This window comes from Mesorhizobium sp. WSM4845, from assembly GCF_055811455.1.
Genome location: NZ_JBVVQA010000002.1, coordinates 56548 through 76558, shown reverse-complemented (window position 1 = coordinate 76558; position 20011 = coordinate 56548). Strand labels below are relative to the sequence as shown.

Genomic DNA, 20011 nt, shown 5'->3' with positions numbered 1-20011 from the left:
GCCGAGACTCAGCGGGCCATCATCTCATCGAAGGCCTGTTGGGCAGCCTCGCCGTTCTTGACCCACCATTCCGAATTGGAAAACACCGAAGTGCCGGCATTTTCAGGCGCCGTCGCAAGCGTCTTCAGACGGTCCTCGGGAATCAGGCCACCCTCATAGGCCGCAGGATTGACCGGGCCATAGGCGATGAAATCGGTCAGCTTCGCAACACGTGCCGGCTGCGTCATCGCTGCGATGAGCTTCATGGCGGCTTCCTTGTTCGGCGCGCCCTTCGGCACCCCAAGGCAGTCCGTGCCGATGACCGAACCCTTGAACGTGTAGTCAGCCGCGCCGCCATCTTTTTTAACAGTCTCTGCGCGTCCGTTCCAGGTAACGACCAGATCCGCCTCACCATCCTTCAGCAGCTGCGCGGACTGGGCTCCCGAGGTCCACCACACGGCGACATCCGGTTTGATCGCTTCAAGCCGCTTGATGGCGCGCTCCAGCCCTTCCGGCGTGCTGAGCACGGAATAGACGTCCGCCGGCGCCACGCCATCGGAGAGAAGCGCGATCTCGATCGAGTCCTGCGCATTGGCGCGCAACGCGCGGCGGCCCGGGAATTTGGCAACGTCCCAGAACTCGGCCCAGGTCTTCGGCGGGTTGTCGCCATAGGTCTTGGTGTTCCACGACAGGACGGTGCCATAGGAATCGAACGGATAGCAGTAGTCGGACGCGGCACCCTCCGGCACGGATTTGGCATCGATGATCTCGTAGTCGAGCGGCTCCAGCAGCGACTGAGCGGCGGCCTGGGCGCCTTCCGGCGAGCCGAGGTGGATAATGTCGGTCGCAACTGCCCCCGAGGTGACCTGCATCTTCAAGGCGGCCAGGCCGTCGCTCAGCGTCTCCTCGCGAACATCATGGCCAAGCTCTTGTGCAGCAGGGCCCCACATGGCCTCTTTCATGGCGTTGCCATAATCGCCGCCTGCGGTCGTGATGGTGAGTGTTTGCGCATGGACGGGCAAGGCAGCCGAGATGGTGAATGCTGTTAAGGAAATGCGCAGCCAGGACATAGGTTCTCCTCCCCAACTTGATCAAATATTGCCTGAAATGGCTATTTATTTGGAATCGTAACGTTACGATTGCATCTGAATACGCAGGAGTCAAGCTGCTTGCGACGGGCGTTCGGATTGACCGGGATGTCGAATCCGGTAACGTTATGGCGGTCAGCAAGTCAGCCGGCGCTTTCGCAAATGAAGTCGGGCGAACAATGGCCAATCTAAAGCAGATCGCGGCGGAACTTTCCCTCTCGGTGACCACGGTGTCCCGCGCTCTGAAGGATGGGCCGGAAGTGCAGCCCTCGACCATAGCCCGCGTCAAGGAGGCGGCCAAGCGGGTCGGCTATCTGCCAAATCATCATGGCCGTGCGCTAAAAACCGGTCGAACGCTGACGCTGACGGCAGTGCTGCCGATGGAGACCCGAGACCATCTGTCCGATCTGTTGAAGCTGCCTTTGATCGAAGGCATGACGCTGGCGGCGCGAAAAGCTGGTTATAGTCTGTCCATCTATTCCACCACGCCCGACGACGATCCCGTCGAGAGTGTGCAGCGGCAGCTTCAGGCGCGCAGCACGGACGGATTGATCATCACGCGCCTGGTGTCGGGTGATCCGCGCGTCAAGCTGCTGCTGGATCAACGCATGCCATTCGTCGCGTTTGGAAGAACCGACCTGGACACCGCGTATCCTTATGTCGATGTCGACAATGAACAGATTGCCTACGAGGCAACCCGACGGCTCATGGACAAGGGCTGTCGGCGCATTGCACTGCAACTTCTGGTTCCCGAGGATCAGGGGAGTGCCATGCGTCTTTCCGGCTATGCAAGGGCAATGGCCGAGGCCGGTATTGCGATCGACCAATCGCTGATCGGTCATGGCATGTTCACCATGGAATCGAGCGCAGCCTGGTTCGATCGCTTGCTGGCTTGCTCTGATCCGCCGACAGGCTTGGCATGCGCCAACGAACTGGGCCTTCTGGGGGCGCTGCACGCTCTTGGCAAAAGAGGTCTTGCGCCGGGGAGCGACGTCCACATCGTAACGCGTGACAGCACGCGGCTGGCACGCTTCCTGCCGGCGAAGATCGAAGTTCATTCCGTCGATATGACGGCTGTCGGACGCAAGCTTATCGAAGTCCTGGAGAGCCGCATCATCAATCCGCTTGGGCCGGTGGAGACAATTTTGCTCAAGGGTGAATTCGAGCCTGGCCAATAGCCTGCCCGTAAACACAACCCTTGATTGTATCGGCCGCATTTCTGTGGCGTCAAAGCGATTCCGCTTGGCTGTAAAAATGCTCTGGACATCACTCGGCCGGGGCCGTGCCGACCTGGCCGGCGACTTCCTGATCCAGCTCGGCCAGGAAATCCACGATGCGGGCCGAATTGTCGCCAAGGTCGTAGCGGCCGTAACGCGAGGCCGAGCGCATGTCGACGATGACCGCATCGCCATCGTCGGTCACACGGATGGCGACGTCGGCGGGAAGGCTGAGGATGAAGCTCCTGGCCAGGGCGTTGATCGTCACCTCGCTCTGCCCGATCGCCCGCGGAAACGGCGCCGCAAGCTGCCAGTCCCGACGATCAAGCACGGTTTCGACTGCTTCCAGGACCCGATCGAAAGGCAGATTGTAGCTGCGTCCGGTGACAAGCGGATAGGTCTCGGTCTGCAGGCGCCGCTCGCCCGGGTTCGGTGACGAAAGCGCGTTCATATCACCGGTCCGGGTGCTGGTGTCGAGCACCGGCGGATCGTCGAAATCCGTCGAGATATCCCTGAGCGGCGGAGAAGTCGCTGCCCAGTAGGCGGCAATGCCAAAAGGAACAAGCACCAGCAGTGCCAGCACCGTGCCGACGGTGAGATCGCGGCCGCCACGGTCGCCGAAATTCCACAGTCTCGAAAAGGCAAATCCGGCGAACAGCAGCGCAAAGGCGGCAAGCAGCGCGACAATGCCGAGCACCCAAAGGAAGGCCGGCGTTTCAACAAGCTGATATCGGTGGCCGACGAGAACCGTCAGCAGAAGGACCGCCGAAAAAGCGCCTGTCCGCCGCGACCAGCCGGCCGCCCTCGACGTCTGTCGCTCGGGAGTTTTCATCATTTTCAGCACTGCTTCACCCCGGACCGGCGCTTAAGCCGTCCAGCGGCGGCTTGAAAGCGAAAGACGTCATGTCAGTCAGTCCGTCGGCAGGCGGTAGTCCCTGAACTGCCGGCGCAAGGTTGTCTTCTGGATCTTGCCGGTAGCGGTGTGGGGAATTTCGCCGACGAAGGCGACGTCATCCGGCATCCACCACTTCGCCACCTTGCCGTCCATGAAGGCCAGGATATCCGTCTTGGTCGGCTCCCGGCCCGGCTTGCGGACGACGATAAGCAACGGCCGTTCGCCCCATTTCGAATGTTGGATGCCGATGGCGGCCGCCTCCGCCACATCCGGATGACCGATCGCGAGATTCTCAAGCTCGATGGTCGAGATCCATTCGCCGCCCGACTTGATGACGTCCTTGGCGCGATCGGTGATCTGCATGTAGCCGCCTGGGTCGATATGGGCGACATCGCCGGTATCGAACCAGCCTTCTTCATCGAACTGTTCGGATCCGATGCCGCCATAATAGGCACGCGCGACGGCCGGTCCGCGGACTTTCAGGCGCCCGAATGTCCTGCCGTCCCAAGGCAGTTCCTTGTCGTCGTCGTCGGTGACCTTCATTTCGACCCCGAAAGGTGGAAAACCCTGCTTGCTCTGGACGTCGAGCCGGGCTTCGCCCTCAAGCCCGGCATAGCCCGGCTTCAAGGTACACAGCGTGCCGAGCGGCGACATTTCGGTCATGCCCCATGCGTGGATGACCTCAACATCGTAATTGCCCTGGAACTTTGCCGTGATCGCACGCGGGCAGGATGAGCCGCCGATAACGACCTTGTTCAGATAGGGAAGTTTCTTGCCGGTCTCCTCCAGGTACTGCAGCAGCATCAACCACACTGTCGGCACGGCGGCGCTGAACGTCACCTTTTCGATGTCGAGCAATTCATAGATCGAGGCGCCGTCCATCTTGCAGCCAGGCATGACCAGCTTGGCGCCGATCATCGGGCCGCTCTGGCCTAGGCCCCAGGCGTTGGCGTGGAACATCGGCACAACCGGCAGTATGGTGTCGCGCGAGGAGAGGCCCATCGCATCGGGCATCGCTGCAATCATGGCGTGCAGCACGTTCGAGCGATGGCTGTAGAGGACGCCTTTCGGATCGCCTGTCGTGCCCGAGGTGTAGCACATGCCGGCGGCGGTGTTTTCATCGAACGTCTTCCAGGTGAAGGCGCCGTCGGCTTCGTCAAGCCATTCCTCATAGGCAACAGCATTCGGCAGCGCCGTCTGCGGCATGTGCGCCTTGTCGGTCAGCACGATCACCTTTCTGAGCGATTTGACCGCTCCGGCGATCTTTTCAAGCAGCGGCACGAATGTCAGGTCGACGAAGATCGCCTTGTCCTCGGCATTGTTCATGATCCAGGCGATCTGCTCGGGAAACAGGCGCGGATTAAGCGTGTGATAGATCGCGCCGACACCCATGATGCCGTACCAGGCTTCGATGTGGCGCGCCGTATTCCAGGCCAATGTGGCGATGCGGTCGCCAAGCCCAAAGCCATCACGCTCGAGCCGCTCAGCGACCCGTAAGGCGCGGCGATGAATTTCGACGTAAGTGGTCCGGACGATTGGGCCCTCGATCGAGCGCGACACAATCTCGCGTTCGCCGTGCTGCCTGGCTGCATTGTCGATAAGCTTGTGGCAAAGCAGCGGCCATTCCTGCATCAGTCCGAGCATACTTCTCCTCCCATTGGTTTTCGTTCCCCCACTGGTTTTCGCTCCATTGTGGGACGAACAAGCGGATTGTCCAGACATGACCGGGCAGAAGCAGCGCATTGTTCGAAAAGGCAGGGAAAACCGCCACAATCCGGCCATTGTCGACATTAACTTTGATTAATGGTAGGGGTGTGATTGGCGAATGAAAGAGGTTCGCATGGACGCGCAGCTCGACGACAAAGCTCTCGAAGATTCGCTGGCCGAAAGCCTGGCCGATTTGGTGCCGGACGCCAAAACCGTTTCCGAGGACGAATTCGTCGAAGTCGTCGGCGGCGCCCTTGAGGCGGTCGGCGGCACGCTGCTGTTCAAGATGTGCGTTCAGAACGAAGGCGAAAGCCAGCACGTCGCCGCGGCTTGCGTCGGCGATGGCGGCAACCGCCAGTTCCTGCTTCTTACCTTGCCGACCGGCGGTGGTGCGCTCAAGGTCGAAACCGCGTCGCGAAGCACCAATCCTGTCGCCGGTATCGCCGCCGCATATGCCGGGCTGATGGACGCCTTTCAGGCTGCCGCCTGATCGGTCATCAGCCCTGATCGGTCATCGGCCCTGATCGGTCATCGGCAAGGTCGATTTGACGAGAGATCCTTCAATGCCAAAAGGCGATGGAGCCCCCGCATTCGACAGCGCCCTTGCATAGCGCGCACGCCCTACACACCTTAGGTCGTGCAAGGAGAACCGTCATGGACCATATCGCCAATCCGTCACCCGGCTTTCAGCGCAACCCGGATAAAGTCATTACCATCGAGCCCTACAGCGGAACTGTGACCGTACGCGCCGGCGACGCTGTCATTGCCTCGTCCAGGAGGGCCAAGGTGTTGACCGAATCCCCCTACCCCGGGATCCTCTACATTCCATTCGAAGACATCGATTTCGACCAGCTTCGCAAGACGGACTCGTCGACTCATTGCCCATACAAGGGCGATGCAAGCTATTGGAGCGTGCTGCCTGCCGCGGAAGCAGGCAAGGATGCGATGTGGGCCTATGAGCGGCCTTTCGACGAGATGATCGAAATCCGCGATCACGGCGCGTTCTATCCCAACAAGGTGACGGTCGAAGCCAAACCAGCCTGAGCAGGGCCAGCCTGAGCAGGGCCAGCCTGAGCAGGGACGGCTCGCGGCCTGCCCGCCGATCATTCGCTGGCACGGCCATGGCCGATGCCGGCCCCCTTACCCGCGACCGTTCTTTGCAGCCTGCACCGCCGCCTGCGCGGCAGCAAGCCTGGCGATCGGCACGCGATAGGGCGAGCACGACACGTAGTCGAGGCCGATCTCCTCGCAGAAATGGATCGACGCCGGATCGCCGCCATGCTCGCCGCAAATGCCGAGCTTGATATCCGGCCGCGTCGCCCTGCCTTTTTCGGCCGCCATCCGCACCAGTTCGCCGACGCCCTCGATGTCGAGCGACACGAACGGATCCTGCTCGATGATGCCCTTCTGGCGATAGGTCTCCAGGAACGAGGCCGCATCGTCGCGTGAGATGCCGAAGGTGGTCTGGGTCAGATCGTTGGTGCCGAAAGAGAAGAATTCGGCCGCCTCGGCGATGACCTGGGCGCGGATCGCGGCGCGCGGCAGTTCGATCATCGTGCCGGTAAGATACGTGATCTTGACGCCGGTTTCCTCCATCACGCTCGTGGCGACGGCATCGATCCGCGCCTTGACGTAGTCGAGCTCCTTCACCAGACCGACGAGCGGCACCATGATTTCCGGGACCACCAGCGCGCCGGCCTTCCTGCCGGCTTCGACGGCGGCCTCGAAAATGGCGCGCGCCTGCATCTCGGCAATTTCGGGATAGGAAACCGCAAGCCGGCAGCCGCGATGGCCAAGCATCGGGTTGAATTCGTGCAGGGCTTCGGTGCGCTGCCTGAGCTTGTCGGGCGACAGGTTCATGGCGGCGGCGACTTCGGCCACCTCTTCCTCGGTCTTGGGCAGGAATTCGTGCAGCGGCGGATCGAGCAAGCGGATCGTCACCGGCAGGCCGGCCATGATCTCGAACAATTCGAGGAAATCCGAGCGTTGCATGGGCAAGAGTTTTGCGAGCGCCGTTCGCCGGCCCTTTTCCGTGTCGGCCAGGATCATCTCGCGCATGGCAACGATGCGGTCGCCCTCGAAGAACATGTGCTCGGTGCGGCAAAGCCCGATGCCTTCGGCGCCGAAGGAACGCGCCATGCGCGCGTCGAGCGGCGTTTCGGCGTTGGTGCGCACCTTCATGCGGCGCACGGCATCGGCCCATTCCATGATGGCGGCGAAATCGCCCGAGAGCTCCGGCTGCAGCATCGGTACCGCGCCTTTCAGCACCTGGCCGTTGCCGCCGTCGATGGTGATGATATCGCCCTTGCGGAACGTCGATCCCATCGCCATCAGCGTGCCGGCCCTGTAGTCGACGCGCAGCGAGCCGGCGCCCGACACACAGGGCTTGCCCATGCCGCGCGCCACCACCGCAGCGTGGCTGGTCATGCCGCCACGCGTAGTCAGGATGCCTTCCGCCGCATGCATGCCGTGGATGTCCTCGGGACTGGTCTCGATGCGCACGAGGATCGCCTTGCGGCCTTGCGTCTTGAGTTCCTCGGCATCGTTGGAGGAAAACACGATCTCGCCGGTGGCTGCCCCCGGAGATGCGGGCAGACCGATGCCGATGACATCGCGTGCCGCCTTCGGATCGATGGTCGGATGCAGCAACTGGTCGAGCGAGGCCGGATCGATGCGGGCGACCGCCTCCTCCTTTGAAATGAGCTTGTCGCGCGCCATTTCGACGGCGATTTTGAGCGCCGCCTTGGCGGTGCGCTTGCCGGACCTGGTCTGCAGCATCCACAATTTGCCGCGCTCGATGGTGAATTCGAGATCCTGCATGTCGCGGTAGTGCTTTTCCAGACGGTCGGAGATGGTGACGAAAGACTGAAACGCTTCCGGCATCAGCTTCTGCAGCGACGGCTTGTCGGAGCCGGCGGCAATGCGCGCCGCCTCGGTGATGTTTTGCGGCGTGCGGATGCCGGCGACGACATCCTCGCCCTGCGCATTCACCAGGAACTCGCCATAGAGCATCTTTTCGCCGGTCGACGGATTGCGGGTGAAGGCGACGCCGGTGGCCGAGGTCTCGCCCATATTGCCGAAGACCATGGCCTGGACATTGACCGCGGTGCCCCAGCTTTCGGGAATGTCGTGCAGGCGCCGGTAGGTGATGGCGCGGTTGTTCATCCAGCTCGAAAACACGGCGCCGATCGCGCCCCAGAGTTGCTCGTTCGGATCTTGCGGAAACGGCTTGCCGAGTTCCTCCTCGACCTTGGCCTTGTAGAGCGCGATCACGCCCTGCCATTCGATGGCGCTCAGTTCGGTATCGAGTTCATGGCCGAGGCCGCCCTTCTGGTCTTCGAGGATTTCCTCGAACACCTCATGGTCGAGGCCCATGACGACATCGGAATACATTTGGATGAAACGCCGGTAGCTGTCATAGGCAAAGCGCGCGTCGCCTGAATCGGCGGCCAGTGCCTCGACCGTCTCGTCGTTCAGGCCGAGATTGAGCACGGTGTCCATCATGCCGGGCATCGAAGCGCGGGCACCGGAACGCACCGACACCAAAAGCAGTTTTGAGGGATCGCCGAAGCGGCGCCCGGTCAGCCGGCCGATGTGGTCAAGCGCGACCGCGACATCTGCTTCCAGCGAAGCCGGGTAGGTGCGGCCGTTGGCGTAATAGGCGTTGCAGACCTCGGTGGTGATGGTGAAGCCCGGCGGCACTGGCAGCCCCAGGCTGCACATTTCGGCCAGATTGGCGCCCTTGCCGCCCAGGAGATTCCTGTCGCCGGCACGGCCTTCCGCCGCGCCGTCGCCAAAGGTGTAGACCCATTTGGTCATGCTTGCTCTCCGGTTGCAGGAGATTGAAAAGATTGACGAAGCCGAAGTTCCGCCGTGTCCCTGCACGAGCGATAGGATGCTGCAGTGCGAAAGGCAAGCCGTCGGCAAGCCAGCCGGCTTCTACAATCGATTAAGAAAAAGCGATGACAAAAAGACTTGCGGCTCGGCGGCCAGTTGAAGAGCACAAAACAGGAACTACTGATAACGCCATGTGACTGACCGGAGAACTCGAAACGCTGGGCGCCGTCGAAAATGCCGGCGGCTCGATCGTCAAGCCGATCCTCTCATTCCCCGGCAGGCGGTTCCCACGTCGATCCGGCCGGCAATGAAATGACGGTTGGGGTGAATAGATGCCATCGCCCGACAGCAGACGATGATATGCGACGCCAATCTGCGGGAACCGGTGGATCAGTTCCGAGCATTCTCGGCATTGAGCTTTCCGTCGGCTCGTCCTATAAGGCCGCGCGCAGCGGGCATGCTGCGACTGTTGGGGCGTAGCCAAGTGGTAAGGCATCGGTTTTTGGTACCGACAATCCCAGGTTCGAATCCTGGCGCCCCAGCCAGACTGCACCGTGTCCAGCCCGGAGACATAGGTAACAGAATGTACCTAAGACATGGGTGACAACCTCGTGCCGAACGGGTTGTCGATGGTCTGCAATGTCCTCTGTTCAGGGTCGATATATCCCAGCAATCCCGAGCCTCAGCCAGAACACCGACAGCTTCGAGAGGTTATAGAGCCCGTTGGGCGAGGCGAAGGGCAGCCCGTTGTCGCTTCGGATGGCGAGCGGCAGTCCACATTCCTTGAAGAGGCGGACAAAGGCTTCGATGACCGGCTCTTCCTTCGTCGATTGAAGGGCTTCGCAGGCCAGCACATAGCGCGAGACCTGGTCGGTGACCGTCAGGGGGTAACAGTAGCGACCGTCGCCGAGCCTGAACTCGCCCTTGAAGTCGGTGCACCACAGATCATTGGGCGCGGCGGCTTGCGAAAGCGGCGTGCCCACGGCCTTGTTCGCCCGGTTCCTCTTGCGGGCCTGGCTCACAAGGCCGTGGCGGTCGAGCACCGCATGGACAGTGCTCCTTGCCGGTATCCAGACATCGCCGGCCAGCTTGCGCACCAACAGTTCGCGTATCTTCCTGGCGCCCCAGTGCGGCTTCTCGCGCTTGGTCCCGACGATCAGCCGCTCGATCTGCTCGGGCAACCGGTTGGCGTAACACACCGGCCGCCGTGAGCGGTCGCAGAGCGCCTCCAGCCCCTCGTCCTTGTAACGATTGAAGATCTTGTAGCCGGTCTTGCGGGAAATCCCGAACTCCCGGCACACCTCGCTCATGCCTTCCCCGTCGAGAAGGCGAGCCACGAAACGAAGACGTTCATCCATCACCGAACACTCTCTCCACGGCATCAACACCTCCGGCCAAAAGCCAAAAGTGTTACCTATGTGTCCGGTACAAAACGTCACCTATGTCTCAGGTCGGGCAAGAGCACCTTTAAGACAAACCGTCTGCAGCGCGTCGCGTTTGACCGGCCTCATGCGACTCGCTGTAGCATGTCGTTATCGCAAAACCGCGGCACACTTTTGCGCGAAATTGTCATGGACCCCGGTGCCAGTTCCGGCAGGCGGAAAATCTGCATATCCGCAAAAAGCTTTCCTAGGCGCGCTGCGGAGGCGCTGTTTGTTAGAGCTTGCCGAAGGCCGGGCCTCGGCCTCAAGGTAAAAGCATGGAAAAATCGGTCACCGCCATGCTGCGGACAGCCATTGTCGATGCGCTCTATCCCCTCAATCCCGATCGAGTTCCAGGATATTGAGAAGCTTTACTCCGTAACACGACAGTTCTGAAGCACCCAAAAGCCCGCGCCTGGCGCGCGGCCTTACTTCACGCCTGGACTATCGACCCTGCACGGACTGTACACTGGCTCTGTCCGGCCAAGAAAAGCCCGACAGCTGCCGACAAGCGATTGAGCCGTGGGAGTGTGCCGGCGAGCCGGCCTGCCAACTCAGCGGCCTATGTGGACGGCGGCATAGCGTCAGCCGTATCGTGACCCGCCCCGGCCCAGCGCCGGGCTCTTTGCTAGGATTACTCTTAAATTCGGTTAAAATCCGAGCCGCTATACCAAAGGGCGATGCCAATGATGACCAATGCGAAGTAAAACAGGGTGACGCGTGGTCTCCATGGGCATCTCAGAGGCCTATGGGCTGCCGAAGGACGCCGCGAAGCGCTGCGCCGGGTGTTACGGAGCAGTGCATTTGTATCCGGCAACCGAGGGCAGCGGAGCGTCTGTCCCACATTTTGGCCACAACAAGGCTAACCCTGGATGCCCTCACACGATCCACCCTGACGCGGTTGGATAGAAGGAGCCAGGCCCGACACGTCGAATCTGACGTTGGTAAACACGCTTCCCTCACTACCGACGATCCCGGTTAGATGTCTGACGGTGGGTCAGTTTGAAATCTGTCACGGAAGATAAGCTGCGCACGGAAGTAGTGGGGCGTGGATCGAAACAATAACGCGCCCTTCGCGTCATCGCCGGGGGTGGTCGCCGCTCTCACGGAGCTCGGGGCATCCTCAGCCAGGAGCGTGGTCGGCCGCGGTCCAACTGGTGCATGATGGGGGTCACCAAAACGCCATGCATAACAATTGAACTCAGAACGGCGAAGCAGACAGTTACCCAAAGAATTGTCGCACCCTCGAATTCAGCCTGCCCGAGCGCAAATGCGAGGTAGTAGAACGATCCAAGGCCGCGTATTCCAAAAAAAGCAATCACGGCCTTCTCGCGTGATGACGTCTGAAATCCGATCAGCCCAACCCACGCCGCGAGCGGGCGCACAACGAACAGCACCAGGGCGGCCGTGACGATCACCTGCCAACTCAAGGCGCCAAAAATCGACCCTTCTGCAATGGCTGCCCCAAAGCAGACCAGCAGGACCATCATCAGCAATCGCTCAATCTGCTCGGCGAAGTCGTGCAAGCTCTCATGGTACTGGTGCTGCCGCTCGACGGACCGTAGTGCAACGGCCGCGACGAACACCGCAAGGAAGCCGTAGCCGTGAAGCATTTCGGTCGAGCCGTATGCAAGGCAGGTGATACCGAGCGCAACAAAGCCGTCTCTCGTCTCTGACAAACCCGACCGTTTTGGCAGATGAAATGTCAGATAGCCCATGACTTTTCCGCCCAGCCATCCAATGCCGACGCCTGCGGCGATCCTCCAGAGAACGTCAACGGCGAGCCAGTGCGTGAAGAAAGGCTCGCCGGACGCACTGGACAGCGCAATTGCAATGGCGAGATAGACGAACGGAAACGCCGCTCCATCATTGAGCCCGGCCTCGGAGGTGAGAGCAAAACGGACGTCATCCTCCTTGCCGGATTGAGGTGGACCAACCTGTATGTCGCTTGCCAGAACAGGATCAGTTGGCGCGAGAGCTGCCCCCAGCAGAAGTGCGGCGGCAAGGCCAAGCCCGAGAACTGACCAGCCGAGAAATGCAATTCCTGCGATCGTTAGAGGCATGGCAATGCCGAGAAGGCGCCATGACGACTCCCAACCCCGCCAACTCACCGGCCGGTCCAGCTTCAGGCCTGCCCCCATAAGGGCGACGATGACAACCAACTCTGTGAGGCGCTCGGTTAGTACCCGGTTCTCGAGTGGGTTCACCCCTACGAGTACGAGCGGAGAGAATGGCGACCAAACCAAAAGCAACCCGATCCCGATGCAAACCATTGGCAGCGAAAGCGGAAGCTTCCTGAGAAGCATCGGTAGCCAAGCTGTGAGGAGCACGATCGCTCCAAAGACCGCCAAGAGGAGGGCCTCGGACTGCATGTCGGCTTAGGCCGTTGAACGCATGTTCGCGCCAACCTGCTTCCAACCCGAGCGCAAACAGGCACCCCTCCAATATTCGCCCGCCATATGCTTCCCCAACGCGTCGCTCGACCGACGCTATCCTAACACGGACATGGAGCCGCTGTCCGCGCCTAAGGGCAGATCACCGTCAGCGGCGGCCGGCGGCCTGGATGCGGAGGCGCTTCGCGGCTTTATGCCCTTCGAAGTCGGCAGCTAAAGTTCGAGCAGGATTGATCCGTCCGCCGCATATTAGCTCATTGGCCAAACGATCATAAGCATCGGCACAGCCACAATGACGACGAGGAACGATAGCGGCAGTCCCAAGCGTGGGTAGTCGCTGAAACGGTAGCCGCCCGGCCCCATGACGAGCCACCACAAGCACCTGAAATCCACCAACATGCAGGAGCGCCTCAACGAGGAAATCCGCCGCCGCACCTATGTGGCGCGCATCTTTCCAAACTCACAGAGCTGCCTGCGCCTCGTCAGGGCACTAAACTGGATGGAGGCCAACCGCTAGATCAACATGGACGACCTGCGCGAGCACAACAAGCTCGCTCGACGCCAAGCCGCATGACCAGCGACATCGCCGCCCCTTTTTGCAGAACTTGACGCACACAATCTGCTTGAGAAGACGACGTGGAATTTCGCATCCATCGGCGGACGCGCCGCCGGCCTCATTTTGGTCAAATCGCCCCACTTGAGGCATGAGGAATGCAACATTTTGTCTAAATTTATCAAGATAGTTCAAACCAGAACCTAAAGTCCTGTGTGTACAACGCACTCCAGAACAATAACATTGGAGGCAAGCACATGACGTTTTCTACTGCGCATCGGAACCGTTTTAGAAGAGTGGCGATTGCAGCGATCGGGCTTGCTGTTTCCGTAGCTCTCGGCGCAAACGCGCAAGCAGGCGAAATGCGTAAGCCAGAGGGAGAGACACGGTCTGTCTACCTTGTCAAATATCGGGTTAACAACGATGTTCGCTACAACAAGAAACCCGTCGGCAAGGTCGTTAAAATATCAGCATCCCGGTACTTGAACAGCAACCCCTATGTCTGCACTCCGAGCGGCTTTGGTCAGAAAGCGCGTTGCTACACGCGGAGGGTCTCGAATCAGCCAGGCGTTTAATGTTGGATCTGGTTTTGACAGAAGCCGCCGCGCCTGAAGCCGCGGCGGCTCCGTTTTTGCGCAGTTATCGAGAATTCGCCTTGAGATGCGAAACTTCTTTGCTTACCCGATTACCTTTGACCAGTTTGCGCGCCTCATCGTCCCGGCGAGCGGGATTGTGACGAAAGACATACCATGTCCCACCGATGAAAGGCTTCTGATAAACGACGCCATGTTTTTCACGGTGCAGGAAACATGTGATTGCACCGCTTCTTGCCAGACTCCCTTTCGCTACTTTGCTGGTCCAGAGAGCGCGCATGCACAGCTTGCCCCCATTGGTCGCATACCAGTTTCCCTCCGCATAGGACCATGCTGCCCGTTTGCGCGACCAAGCGGCGAACGGCTTCCTATTTGCAGAGAACAGCCCGCGAGCAGTTGTCTCCGCAGAATAGAACCCACCGCCGTTTTGCCATTTCCAGGTGCGGCCGGCATAGAGCTTTTCAACCGCTGAGGCCTTCATCGGCGTCGCGGCAGCGGCGCGTTTTTCTATAGCGTCGCCCGCCGGTTGTTTGGGAGCGGCGTAGGCATTGCCTGCAAGCAAGACCACAAACAGCACCGCACTTGAGATAATCGAACGGATCGAAAACATTTTACTTCCTCTCCACCAAGGCAATTCCAGTAAGACTGCGTAAGAGTCCTGCGTTGGAACCGAATAGAAATAAAGCGATGGAGCGGTTCGGCCATCTGGTGAAAGCCGAACCACTCTGTCGAACGACTTGGATCAGTCCAGCGGATGGTTGGCCACGCGCCAATCGGGCCGGCCAACCTTTCTTGGCCATGGATAGACTTCAAGATCGTTGAAGTAGACAACGGCTGTCATGTCCGGGAACTCGGCATGCGGCTTGTTTGCTTCCGCGGCCCAGTCACGAGCATATTCGTCGTTACCTTCGTAGCCAAGCTCCGCAATGGCGATTGGTTTGCCGAAGCCCGTCACACGGTCATAACCCGGCTTTGTGCGCTCCACAAAAGTCGTATCACGACCGACCTCCAGCTTGTCATAGGGCTGATAGCCAAAGACGGACAGACCGATAATGTCGACATACTTGTCGCCAGGATAGAAGGCTTCCAGTCCTTCTTCTCCTTTCGGTGACCACATGTATTGGGCCGACGGAAGATGCTTGCGGCATACGTCGATGACATGCCTGTAGGCGTTCACATAACCTTCAGCATTCCAGAAAGCCCAGGTGAATTGCCCGTCATTATCTTCCATTTCCTGCGCCCAGCGGATAGTTACGGGGCTTTTCAGCTGCGCCGCCGCAGAGCAGACCGCTGACATATTGGCATCGTAGCGCCCGCCCAAAATCCCGGCGAGCAAATCCTCAGGACCTACACGCCAGTCCCGCGCCCAGGACCACGGCTCGACCGTGATCAACAGGGAACGTCCACGCTCACGCGCATAGGCATCTGCGGCGCTGAGCGTTGCCAGATCCACATCTTCCCAGGGAAGAAAAAGATGTTCGATTTTTGAGTTGGAATCGTTGGTATAATCCGCGTGCGGATCGTAGGCGCCGGGGGTTACGGAGTCAGCCGTGATGATGGGACGCTTGTCCCGAAACTGATTGCGGCTGTCGACACTCGCTCCCGACACGCCGCTGGCTGCATAGACACCACCGGAAATGCATAAGCCGCAAAGCAAGGCTGCTGATAGTTTAAAGAGACTTTTCATGGCCCCCTCCCTTTCTTACTGTTCAGATTGCTGTGCCGCACCAAGCGCGGCTTTGATGGCATCGAGTTGACGGGAAACCAGATCGGTGGACACTAGCTTGCTGGCCTCGTCGTCTTGGTGGACCTCGGCGTTACGGAACGCATACCACTCACCACCGGGCTCGCGCTTCTGATAGATCGTTCCATTATCGATGCGATGCGAAAAGCAGGTCTTGGCGGGAAATACACCCTGTTCGGAATGCCATGTCGCGTTGAGACACATCCAACCTGTCTCGGTGATGATCCAGCGGCCTTCCGCCCAGGATTGGCCCGTCTCACCGTCGGTCCATGCCGAAAAATGCCGGTTCGCGCCCACCATTCGTCCGGCTCCGCTGTCCCACTGCCAGCTCTTGTCTCTATAGAGATCGTAGATTTCGCCTGCTGTCATGCGACGTGCCCCTTCCGGCAGAACGGAAACCTGTGAGGAAGAGGCAAAGGCCGGTGCAGCAATGCAGGACACTGCCCAAGCGACTGCTGTCAGCATCCGGAAACCTGACAGCAATAGAGCCCTTTCAGATTTAGAAAGTGCCACCGGAACCTCCTGCCATCTCGAGATGAGCGGCGCCAGCCGTTTGTCCTCGATGGGCGTGTCCGGTCGCATGGACGTAGCTTGTTCCAATGGTTGCGATCTTCATGTGTTGATTGCCTTCTATCGCTGATTTGAATTGCTGGGAGCATTGCTGCGCCAACGTGGATTGAAGATGGTTTTGTGAACAGCGCGACCACCGACGCCTGCCCCGGCAATTGAGAAGCTGTCGTCGAACAGGGAAAAGCTTTTGGTTCCCCAGGCGAGCGCCTCGATGCCGTCGCGTCCACGCTCGACCGTGGCGAAGCTGGTAACCATCAAAAGGGCCATGAAACTGCTTGCCAGCGCGGGGCGATAGGCGCGGCTTTTCATCCGCACGTCATTCTCCCTGCCATGCTGCAGCAAGATCATGAAAATCAGCAGCAAGTAAAAGCAAGCATTGATGATGGCGAAGACGAAAAAGCCGCGCGTTTGATACGCATCCTGCACGAACACGACCGGCAGAATGGAGATCAGGACCACGAAGGCATACGGCGCCAGCACGCGAAACGGTAGCGGATCGACCTCGGACGTGCCTTTTGGCGTGACGCGAAAATCAACAAAGGATCCGGTCATCCAGTCACGGAACGCGGCAAAGGTTCCAGCCAGAACCCACGGCCAGCGCGCCAGCAAAAACAGCATCGCTTCCCAACTAAAAATCTTGCCGTCGATAGGCCGAAATGTGCGACTCGACCGCCACCAGAATGCCAAAAGCAGGATCATAAGCGACTGCGGCATGAAATGGAGCAGAAACTCTGGGTAAGTGACGTTGATGAAATTATCGCCTTGGACCAGCACGATCACGGGCAACAGGAATGTCAGAGCAAGAAAGAAGGCGTAAAGCGGGTACCAGAACTGCGAAAATAGGAATTGAACCTTCAAACGCAGCGGTAAGTTTCCGATCAGTTTTGGTGAGTATTGCAACAGGATCGTCACCAGGCTCCGCGACCACTGGAACTCCTGCGTTACAAGATCGGCAAACGTCCGGGGGCCGTCGCCATGGGCGATGGCATCAAGCGCGTGAGCCCCTCGCCAGCCATAGGCATTCATGAAGAGCGTTGTGGAATGATCCTCGGCGAGTTCTGGCCCCAGCCCACCGATTTCCTTCAATGCCGCAGTGCGCACCGCATAGTGCGATCCGATGCATACGGGCGCGAAGCCATTATTGTATCCGGCTTGCAGTGCCCCATGCATGCTCGCTTCGATGTAGAGGCGGCCACGCGCGGACCAGCTTTCATGTGCATTGCGATCGCAGATGCTGGGCGCGGAAACATAACCGATTGTCGGGTCGGCAAAAGGCCGCAACATGTTGTATAGGTAGTCCGGTTCGGGAACATGATCGGCATCGAGCTGCGACACAAAATCATATTGGTCGTAGCCATAATGATCGTAAAAGAAAGCCAGGTTGCCTTCCTTGCAGCGTGTGCGGCGAGGCCAGGACTGGCGATGGTAATCGGCGCGACTTTTGCGGGTGGAAACGAATACGCCATGTTCGCGACACCATGCGAGCGTTGCGGGCGATGGATCCTCATCGGCCAGCCACGTGTCGTGAGGCACGTTCTGGGCTAACATGGCCCGCAAGGTTTCGGCCACCACCTCAAAAGGTTCTGATGGAGCCTTGGTGACCACCATGGCAACGCGACTTCCTGCGGAAATACGCAGCCGTCCGTGCGGCCGGCGTGCATTGAAGAAAATGGTGATGAAGTAGACTGGCAAAAGCGTTATCCACGCCAGAAGCGCCGTCACCAGAATTGAGCCGACCATGTTGGTGTGGGTGGCTTCGAAAACCCACCATTGCCAGAAGAATGCGACGGCCATCGCCCACAAAACCGCACCCATAATGTACTCGACGCGCTTTCGGCCGGTGAAGACCGGCACCATCAGGGGTTCTTCCCTGTCAACGGACAGCGCGATGCGCGGCGTGCTCATGAGCGCACCTCGAGCCGGAAGAAGGGAGCCGCTGTGCGAATGATCGTATCGAGATCGGAATAGAGCGCCTGAAAGCCAAGTTTTTCGGCAGCGAGCGCCGGATCGGCATAAAGCACCGGAGGATCGCCCGCACGACGAGCGCGCATCTCGACCGGCACGTTACGACCTGTCAGCCGGCTGATCGCTTCGAGAATTTCCTTGATGGATGTACCACGCCCGCTGCCAAGATTGACGGCCAGATTGCCACCGCCGTTGATCAGATGTTCGAGCGCCAGCACATGCGCGCGCGCGAGATCCGCGACATGAATATAGTCGCGAATGCAGGTGCCGTCGGGCGTATCGTAATCCTGGCCATAGACTTCGAGAAAATCGATCCTGCCTGCAGCGGCCATCATGGCTCGCGGAATGAGATGTGTTTCTGGATCGTGGGTTTCGCCGATTTCCCCGTCGATATCCGCGCCGGACGCATTGAAATAACGAAGCGCCACGTAGCGCAGCGCATAGGCAGCCGAATAATCGGCAAGCATTTGCTCCGCGATGAGCTTCGTGCGTCCATAAGGATTGATCGGGCGCTGGCTCTCGCCTTCGCGGATCGGCAAGCGATCCGGAATGCCGTAGGTGGCGCAGCTTGACGAGAAGATGATATTGCGCGTTCCGCTTCTCTGGCAGGCGTCCAGCAGCGATTGGGTCCCGTTGACGTTGTTCTGATAATATTTTGCCGGTTTCTCTACGGATTCGCCGACATAGGCCGATGCAGCAAAATGGATCACCCCGATAGGGCGATACTCATCCATGACGTGGGTCAACCGCTCCGAATCAAGGATGTTGCCTTCAACGAAGGCGCCCCATCGGACGGCTGACCGGTGACCCGTGGATAGATTGTCGTAGACAATCGGATCATAACTCTGCCTGGCCAAAAGCTTGGCTGTATGGCTGCCGATAAAGCCGGCCCCACCAACGACAAGTACGTTCTTGCCGGACATCAGGCGGCCTCCGCCAGCTTTCCGGAGGGCTTCCTCAACTGCCGTTCGAAATAAGCGATCGTTGACTTCAGCCCATCGGCCAACGCCACGGTCGGCTCCCATCCAAGTTCTCTCTGGGCCACTGTGATGTCGGGCCGACGCTGGCGCGGATCGTCCACGGGCAACGGGTGATAGACGACTTTGGAGCTCGAGCCGGTCATTCCCACGATCTGCTCGGCCAACTCACCGACTGTAAATTCGCCGGGATTGCCGATGTTGACAGGCGTATGGATCGCCTGAGGGCTGTACATGAGCCGGTAGAAGCCTTCGATCAGATCGTCCACGTAACAGAAGGAACGGGTCTGCGACCCGTCGCCGTAAACGGTGATGTCTTCGCCCTTGAGCGCCTGCACGATGAAGTTGGAAACGACCCGGCCGTCATCCGGGCGCATGCGCGGACCATAGGTGTTGAAGATGCGCACGATACGGATGTCGACGCCGTATTGCTGATGAAAATCGTAGAACAGAGTCTCGGCAGAGCGCTTTCCTTCGTCATAACAAGAGCGCGGACCGAAGGAATTGACATTGCCCCAATAGCTTTCGGGCTGCGGATGCACATGGGGATCGCCGTAGACTTCCGAGGTGGAAGCCTGGAAAATCCGCGCCTGGTAATGTGCTGCCAATTCCAGAAGATTGAGCGACCCGATCACGTTCGTCTTCAACGTATGGACCGGGTCGGCCTGATAGTGCGGCGGTGAAGCCGGGCAGGCGAGATTGTAGATCTCGTTGACCGGCAGATCGAGCCGTTCCACGATATCGTGGCGCACAAAGCTGAACGTGTCGTAGTTCAGGAGGTGGCGCAAATTCTCAAGCCGCCCCGTGGAAAAATTGTCTACGCAGATAACAGAATGACCGTCTTGCAAAAGACGTTCGCACAGATGTGATCCGAGAAATCCGGCCCCGCCTGCAACAAGTACCCTCCGTTGCGAAGAAAGACCAGATTGCAACTTTGCAGACTGAAATGCGATAGTCACGGGAACACCTCATTCATTAGCCATCAGTGCCAAAATGAAGACATGTGTCTAGAATGCACTGAGACTTCAGGTTTTCTTTCTGAAGTGAATTTGATGATGTCCAATACCTCCCC

The 20011-nt window shown here is 59.3% G+C and carries 15 protein-coding genes, 1 tRNA gene and 3 pseudogenes; 6 read left to right on the top strand and 13 right to left on the bottom strand.

Going from position 1 to position 20011, the window contains the following annotated elements; all coding sequences use genetic code 11:
• Positions 1-8: 8 nt before the first annotated feature.
• On the bottom strand, positions 9-1049 hold the full coding sequence (locus AC0L2C_RS02605) for an ABC transporter substrate-binding protein (protein WP_287395077.1): 1041 nt from the start codon (positions 1047-1049) through the stop codon (positions 9-11).
• 146 nt (positions 1050-1195) lie between these two features.
• Here AC0L2C_RS02605 and AC0L2C_RS02600 point away from each other — a divergent pair, with 146 nt between their 5' ends.
• Complete coding sequence (locus AC0L2C_RS02600) at positions 1196-2245, top strand: LacI family DNA-binding transcriptional regulator (protein ID WP_287238831.1); 1050 nt, start codon at positions 1196-1198, stop codon at positions 2243-2245.
• A gap of 88 nt (positions 2246-2333) precedes the next feature.
• On the opposite strand, the gene AC0L2C_RS02595 is transcribed toward AC0L2C_RS02600, so the two are convergent.
• The gene (locus AC0L2C_RS02595; protein WP_287238828.1) at positions 2334-3119 is read right to left on the bottom strand and encodes a DUF1499 domain-containing protein; all 786 of its coding nucleotides are present in this window, start codon (positions 3117-3119) and stop codon (positions 2334-2336) included.
• 75 nt (positions 3120-3194) lie between these two features.
• A complete protein-coding gene (locus tag AC0L2C_RS02590; protein WP_287065187.1) occupies positions 3195-4823 on the bottom strand; it encodes a fatty-acid--CoA ligase in 1629 nt (542 codons plus the stop codon).
• Between the two features lie 196 nt (positions 4824-5019).
• Here AC0L2C_RS02590 and AC0L2C_RS02585 point away from each other — a divergent pair, with 196 nt between their 5' ends.
• Both AC0L2C_RS02585 and AC0L2C_RS02580 read left to right on the top strand, forming a co-directional pair.
• A complete protein-coding gene (locus tag AC0L2C_RS02585) occupies positions 5020-5376 on the top strand; it encodes a hypothetical protein (protein WP_023797902.1) in 357 nt (118 codons plus the stop codon).
• 164 nt (positions 5377-5540) lie between these two features.
• Positions 5541-5930 carry a DUF427 domain-containing protein gene (locus AC0L2C_RS02580; protein ID WP_287246289.1) on the top strand — a complete coding sequence of 130 codons (390 nt, stop codon included), beginning with the start codon at positions 5541-5543 and terminating at the stop codon, positions 5928-5930.
• 96 nt (positions 5931-6026) lie between these two features.
• On the opposite strand, the gene ppdK is transcribed toward AC0L2C_RS02580, so the two are convergent.
• Positions 6027-8705 (bottom strand): pyruvate, phosphate dikinase, encoded by a 2679-nt coding sequence (ppdK, locus tag AC0L2C_RS02575; RefSeq protein WP_287065191.1) that lies wholly within the window; start codon positions 8703-8705, stop codon positions 6027-6029.
• A gap of 488 nt (positions 8706-9193) precedes the next feature.
• On the opposite strand from ppdK, the gene AC0L2C_RS02570 reads away from it, so the two are divergent.
• A tRNA-Gln gene (locus tag AC0L2C_RS02570) sits at positions 9194-9268 on the top strand.
• A gap of 123 nt (positions 9269-9391) precedes the next feature.
• Here the strand turns inward: AC0L2C_RS02570 and AC0L2C_RS02565 are convergent.
• From AC0L2C_RS02565 to AC0L2C_RS02555, 3 genes and pseudogenes are all read right to left on the bottom strand, one after another.
• Positions 9392-10105: pseudogene (locus AC0L2C_RS02565) on the bottom strand (helix-turn-helix domain-containing protein); the annotation flags it as partial.
• A 1142-nt stretch (positions 10106-11247) separates the two neighbouring features.
• A complete protein-coding gene (locus tag AC0L2C_RS02560; RefSeq protein WP_287065193.1) occupies positions 11248-12516 on the bottom strand; it encodes a cation:proton antiporter in 1269 nt (422 codons plus the stop codon).
• Between the two features lie 270 nt (positions 12517-12786).
• A pseudogene (locus AC0L2C_RS02555) lies at positions 12787-12906 on the bottom strand (SLC13 family permease); the annotation flags it as partial.
• A gap of 1 nt (position 12907) precedes the next feature.
• On the opposite strand from AC0L2C_RS02555, the pseudogene AC0L2C_RS02550 reads away from it, so the two are divergent.
• Both AC0L2C_RS02550 and AC0L2C_RS02545 read left to right on the top strand, forming a co-directional pair.
• Positions 12908-13054, top strand: a pseudogene (locus AC0L2C_RS02550) (transposase); the annotation flags it as partial.
• A gap of 293 nt (positions 13055-13347) precedes the next feature.
• Positions 13348-13665 carry an MlaD family protein gene (locus AC0L2C_RS02545; RefSeq protein ID WP_128248024.1) on the top strand — a complete coding sequence of 106 codons (318 nt, stop codon included), beginning with the start codon at positions 13348-13350 and terminating at the stop codon, positions 13663-13665.
• Positions 13666-13729: 64 nt separating this feature from the next.
• On the opposite strand, the gene AC0L2C_RS02540 is transcribed toward AC0L2C_RS02545, so the two are convergent.
• From AC0L2C_RS02540 to AC0L2C_RS02515, 6 genes are all read right to left on the bottom strand, one after another.
• On the bottom strand, positions 13730-14293 hold the full coding sequence (locus tag AC0L2C_RS02540) for a DUF995 domain-containing protein (protein ID WP_128248025.1): 564 nt from the start codon (positions 14291-14293) through the stop codon (positions 13730-13732).
• Between the two features lie 132 nt (positions 14294-14425).
• On the bottom strand, positions 14426-15370 hold the full coding sequence (locus AC0L2C_RS02535) for a glycoside hydrolase family 26 protein (protein ID WP_128248026.1): 945 nt from the start codon (positions 15368-15370) through the stop codon (positions 14426-14428).
• A 15-nt stretch (positions 15371-15385) separates the two neighbouring features.
• Positions 15386-15892, bottom strand: coding sequence for a DUF995 domain-containing protein (locus AC0L2C_RS02530; RefSeq protein ID WP_128248053.1), 507 nt, complete (start codon positions 15890-15892; stop codon positions 15386-15388).
• A 165-nt stretch (positions 15893-16057) separates the two neighbouring features.
• Entirely contained in the window at positions 16058-17902 is a 1845-nt protein-coding gene (locus AC0L2C_RS02525; RefSeq protein ID WP_128248027.1) for a glycosyltransferase family 2 protein, read from the bottom strand.
• Positions 17899-18885: a UDP-glucose 4-epimerase GalE gene (gene galE, locus AC0L2C_RS02520; RefSeq protein WP_128248028.1), complete on the bottom strand. Its 987-nt coding sequence runs from the start codon at positions 18883-18885 to the stop codon at positions 17899-17901. The genes AC0L2C_RS02525 and galE overlap by 4 nt, the downstream gene beginning before the upstream one ends.
• Complete coding sequence (locus AC0L2C_RS02515; RefSeq protein WP_287065199.1) at positions 18885-19898, bottom strand: UDP-glucuronic acid decarboxylase family protein; 1014 nt, start codon at positions 19896-19898, stop codon at positions 18885-18887. Before AC0L2C_RS02515 ends, galE begins: the two co-directional genes overlap by 1 nt.
• Positions 19899-20011 lie beyond the last annotated feature (113 nt).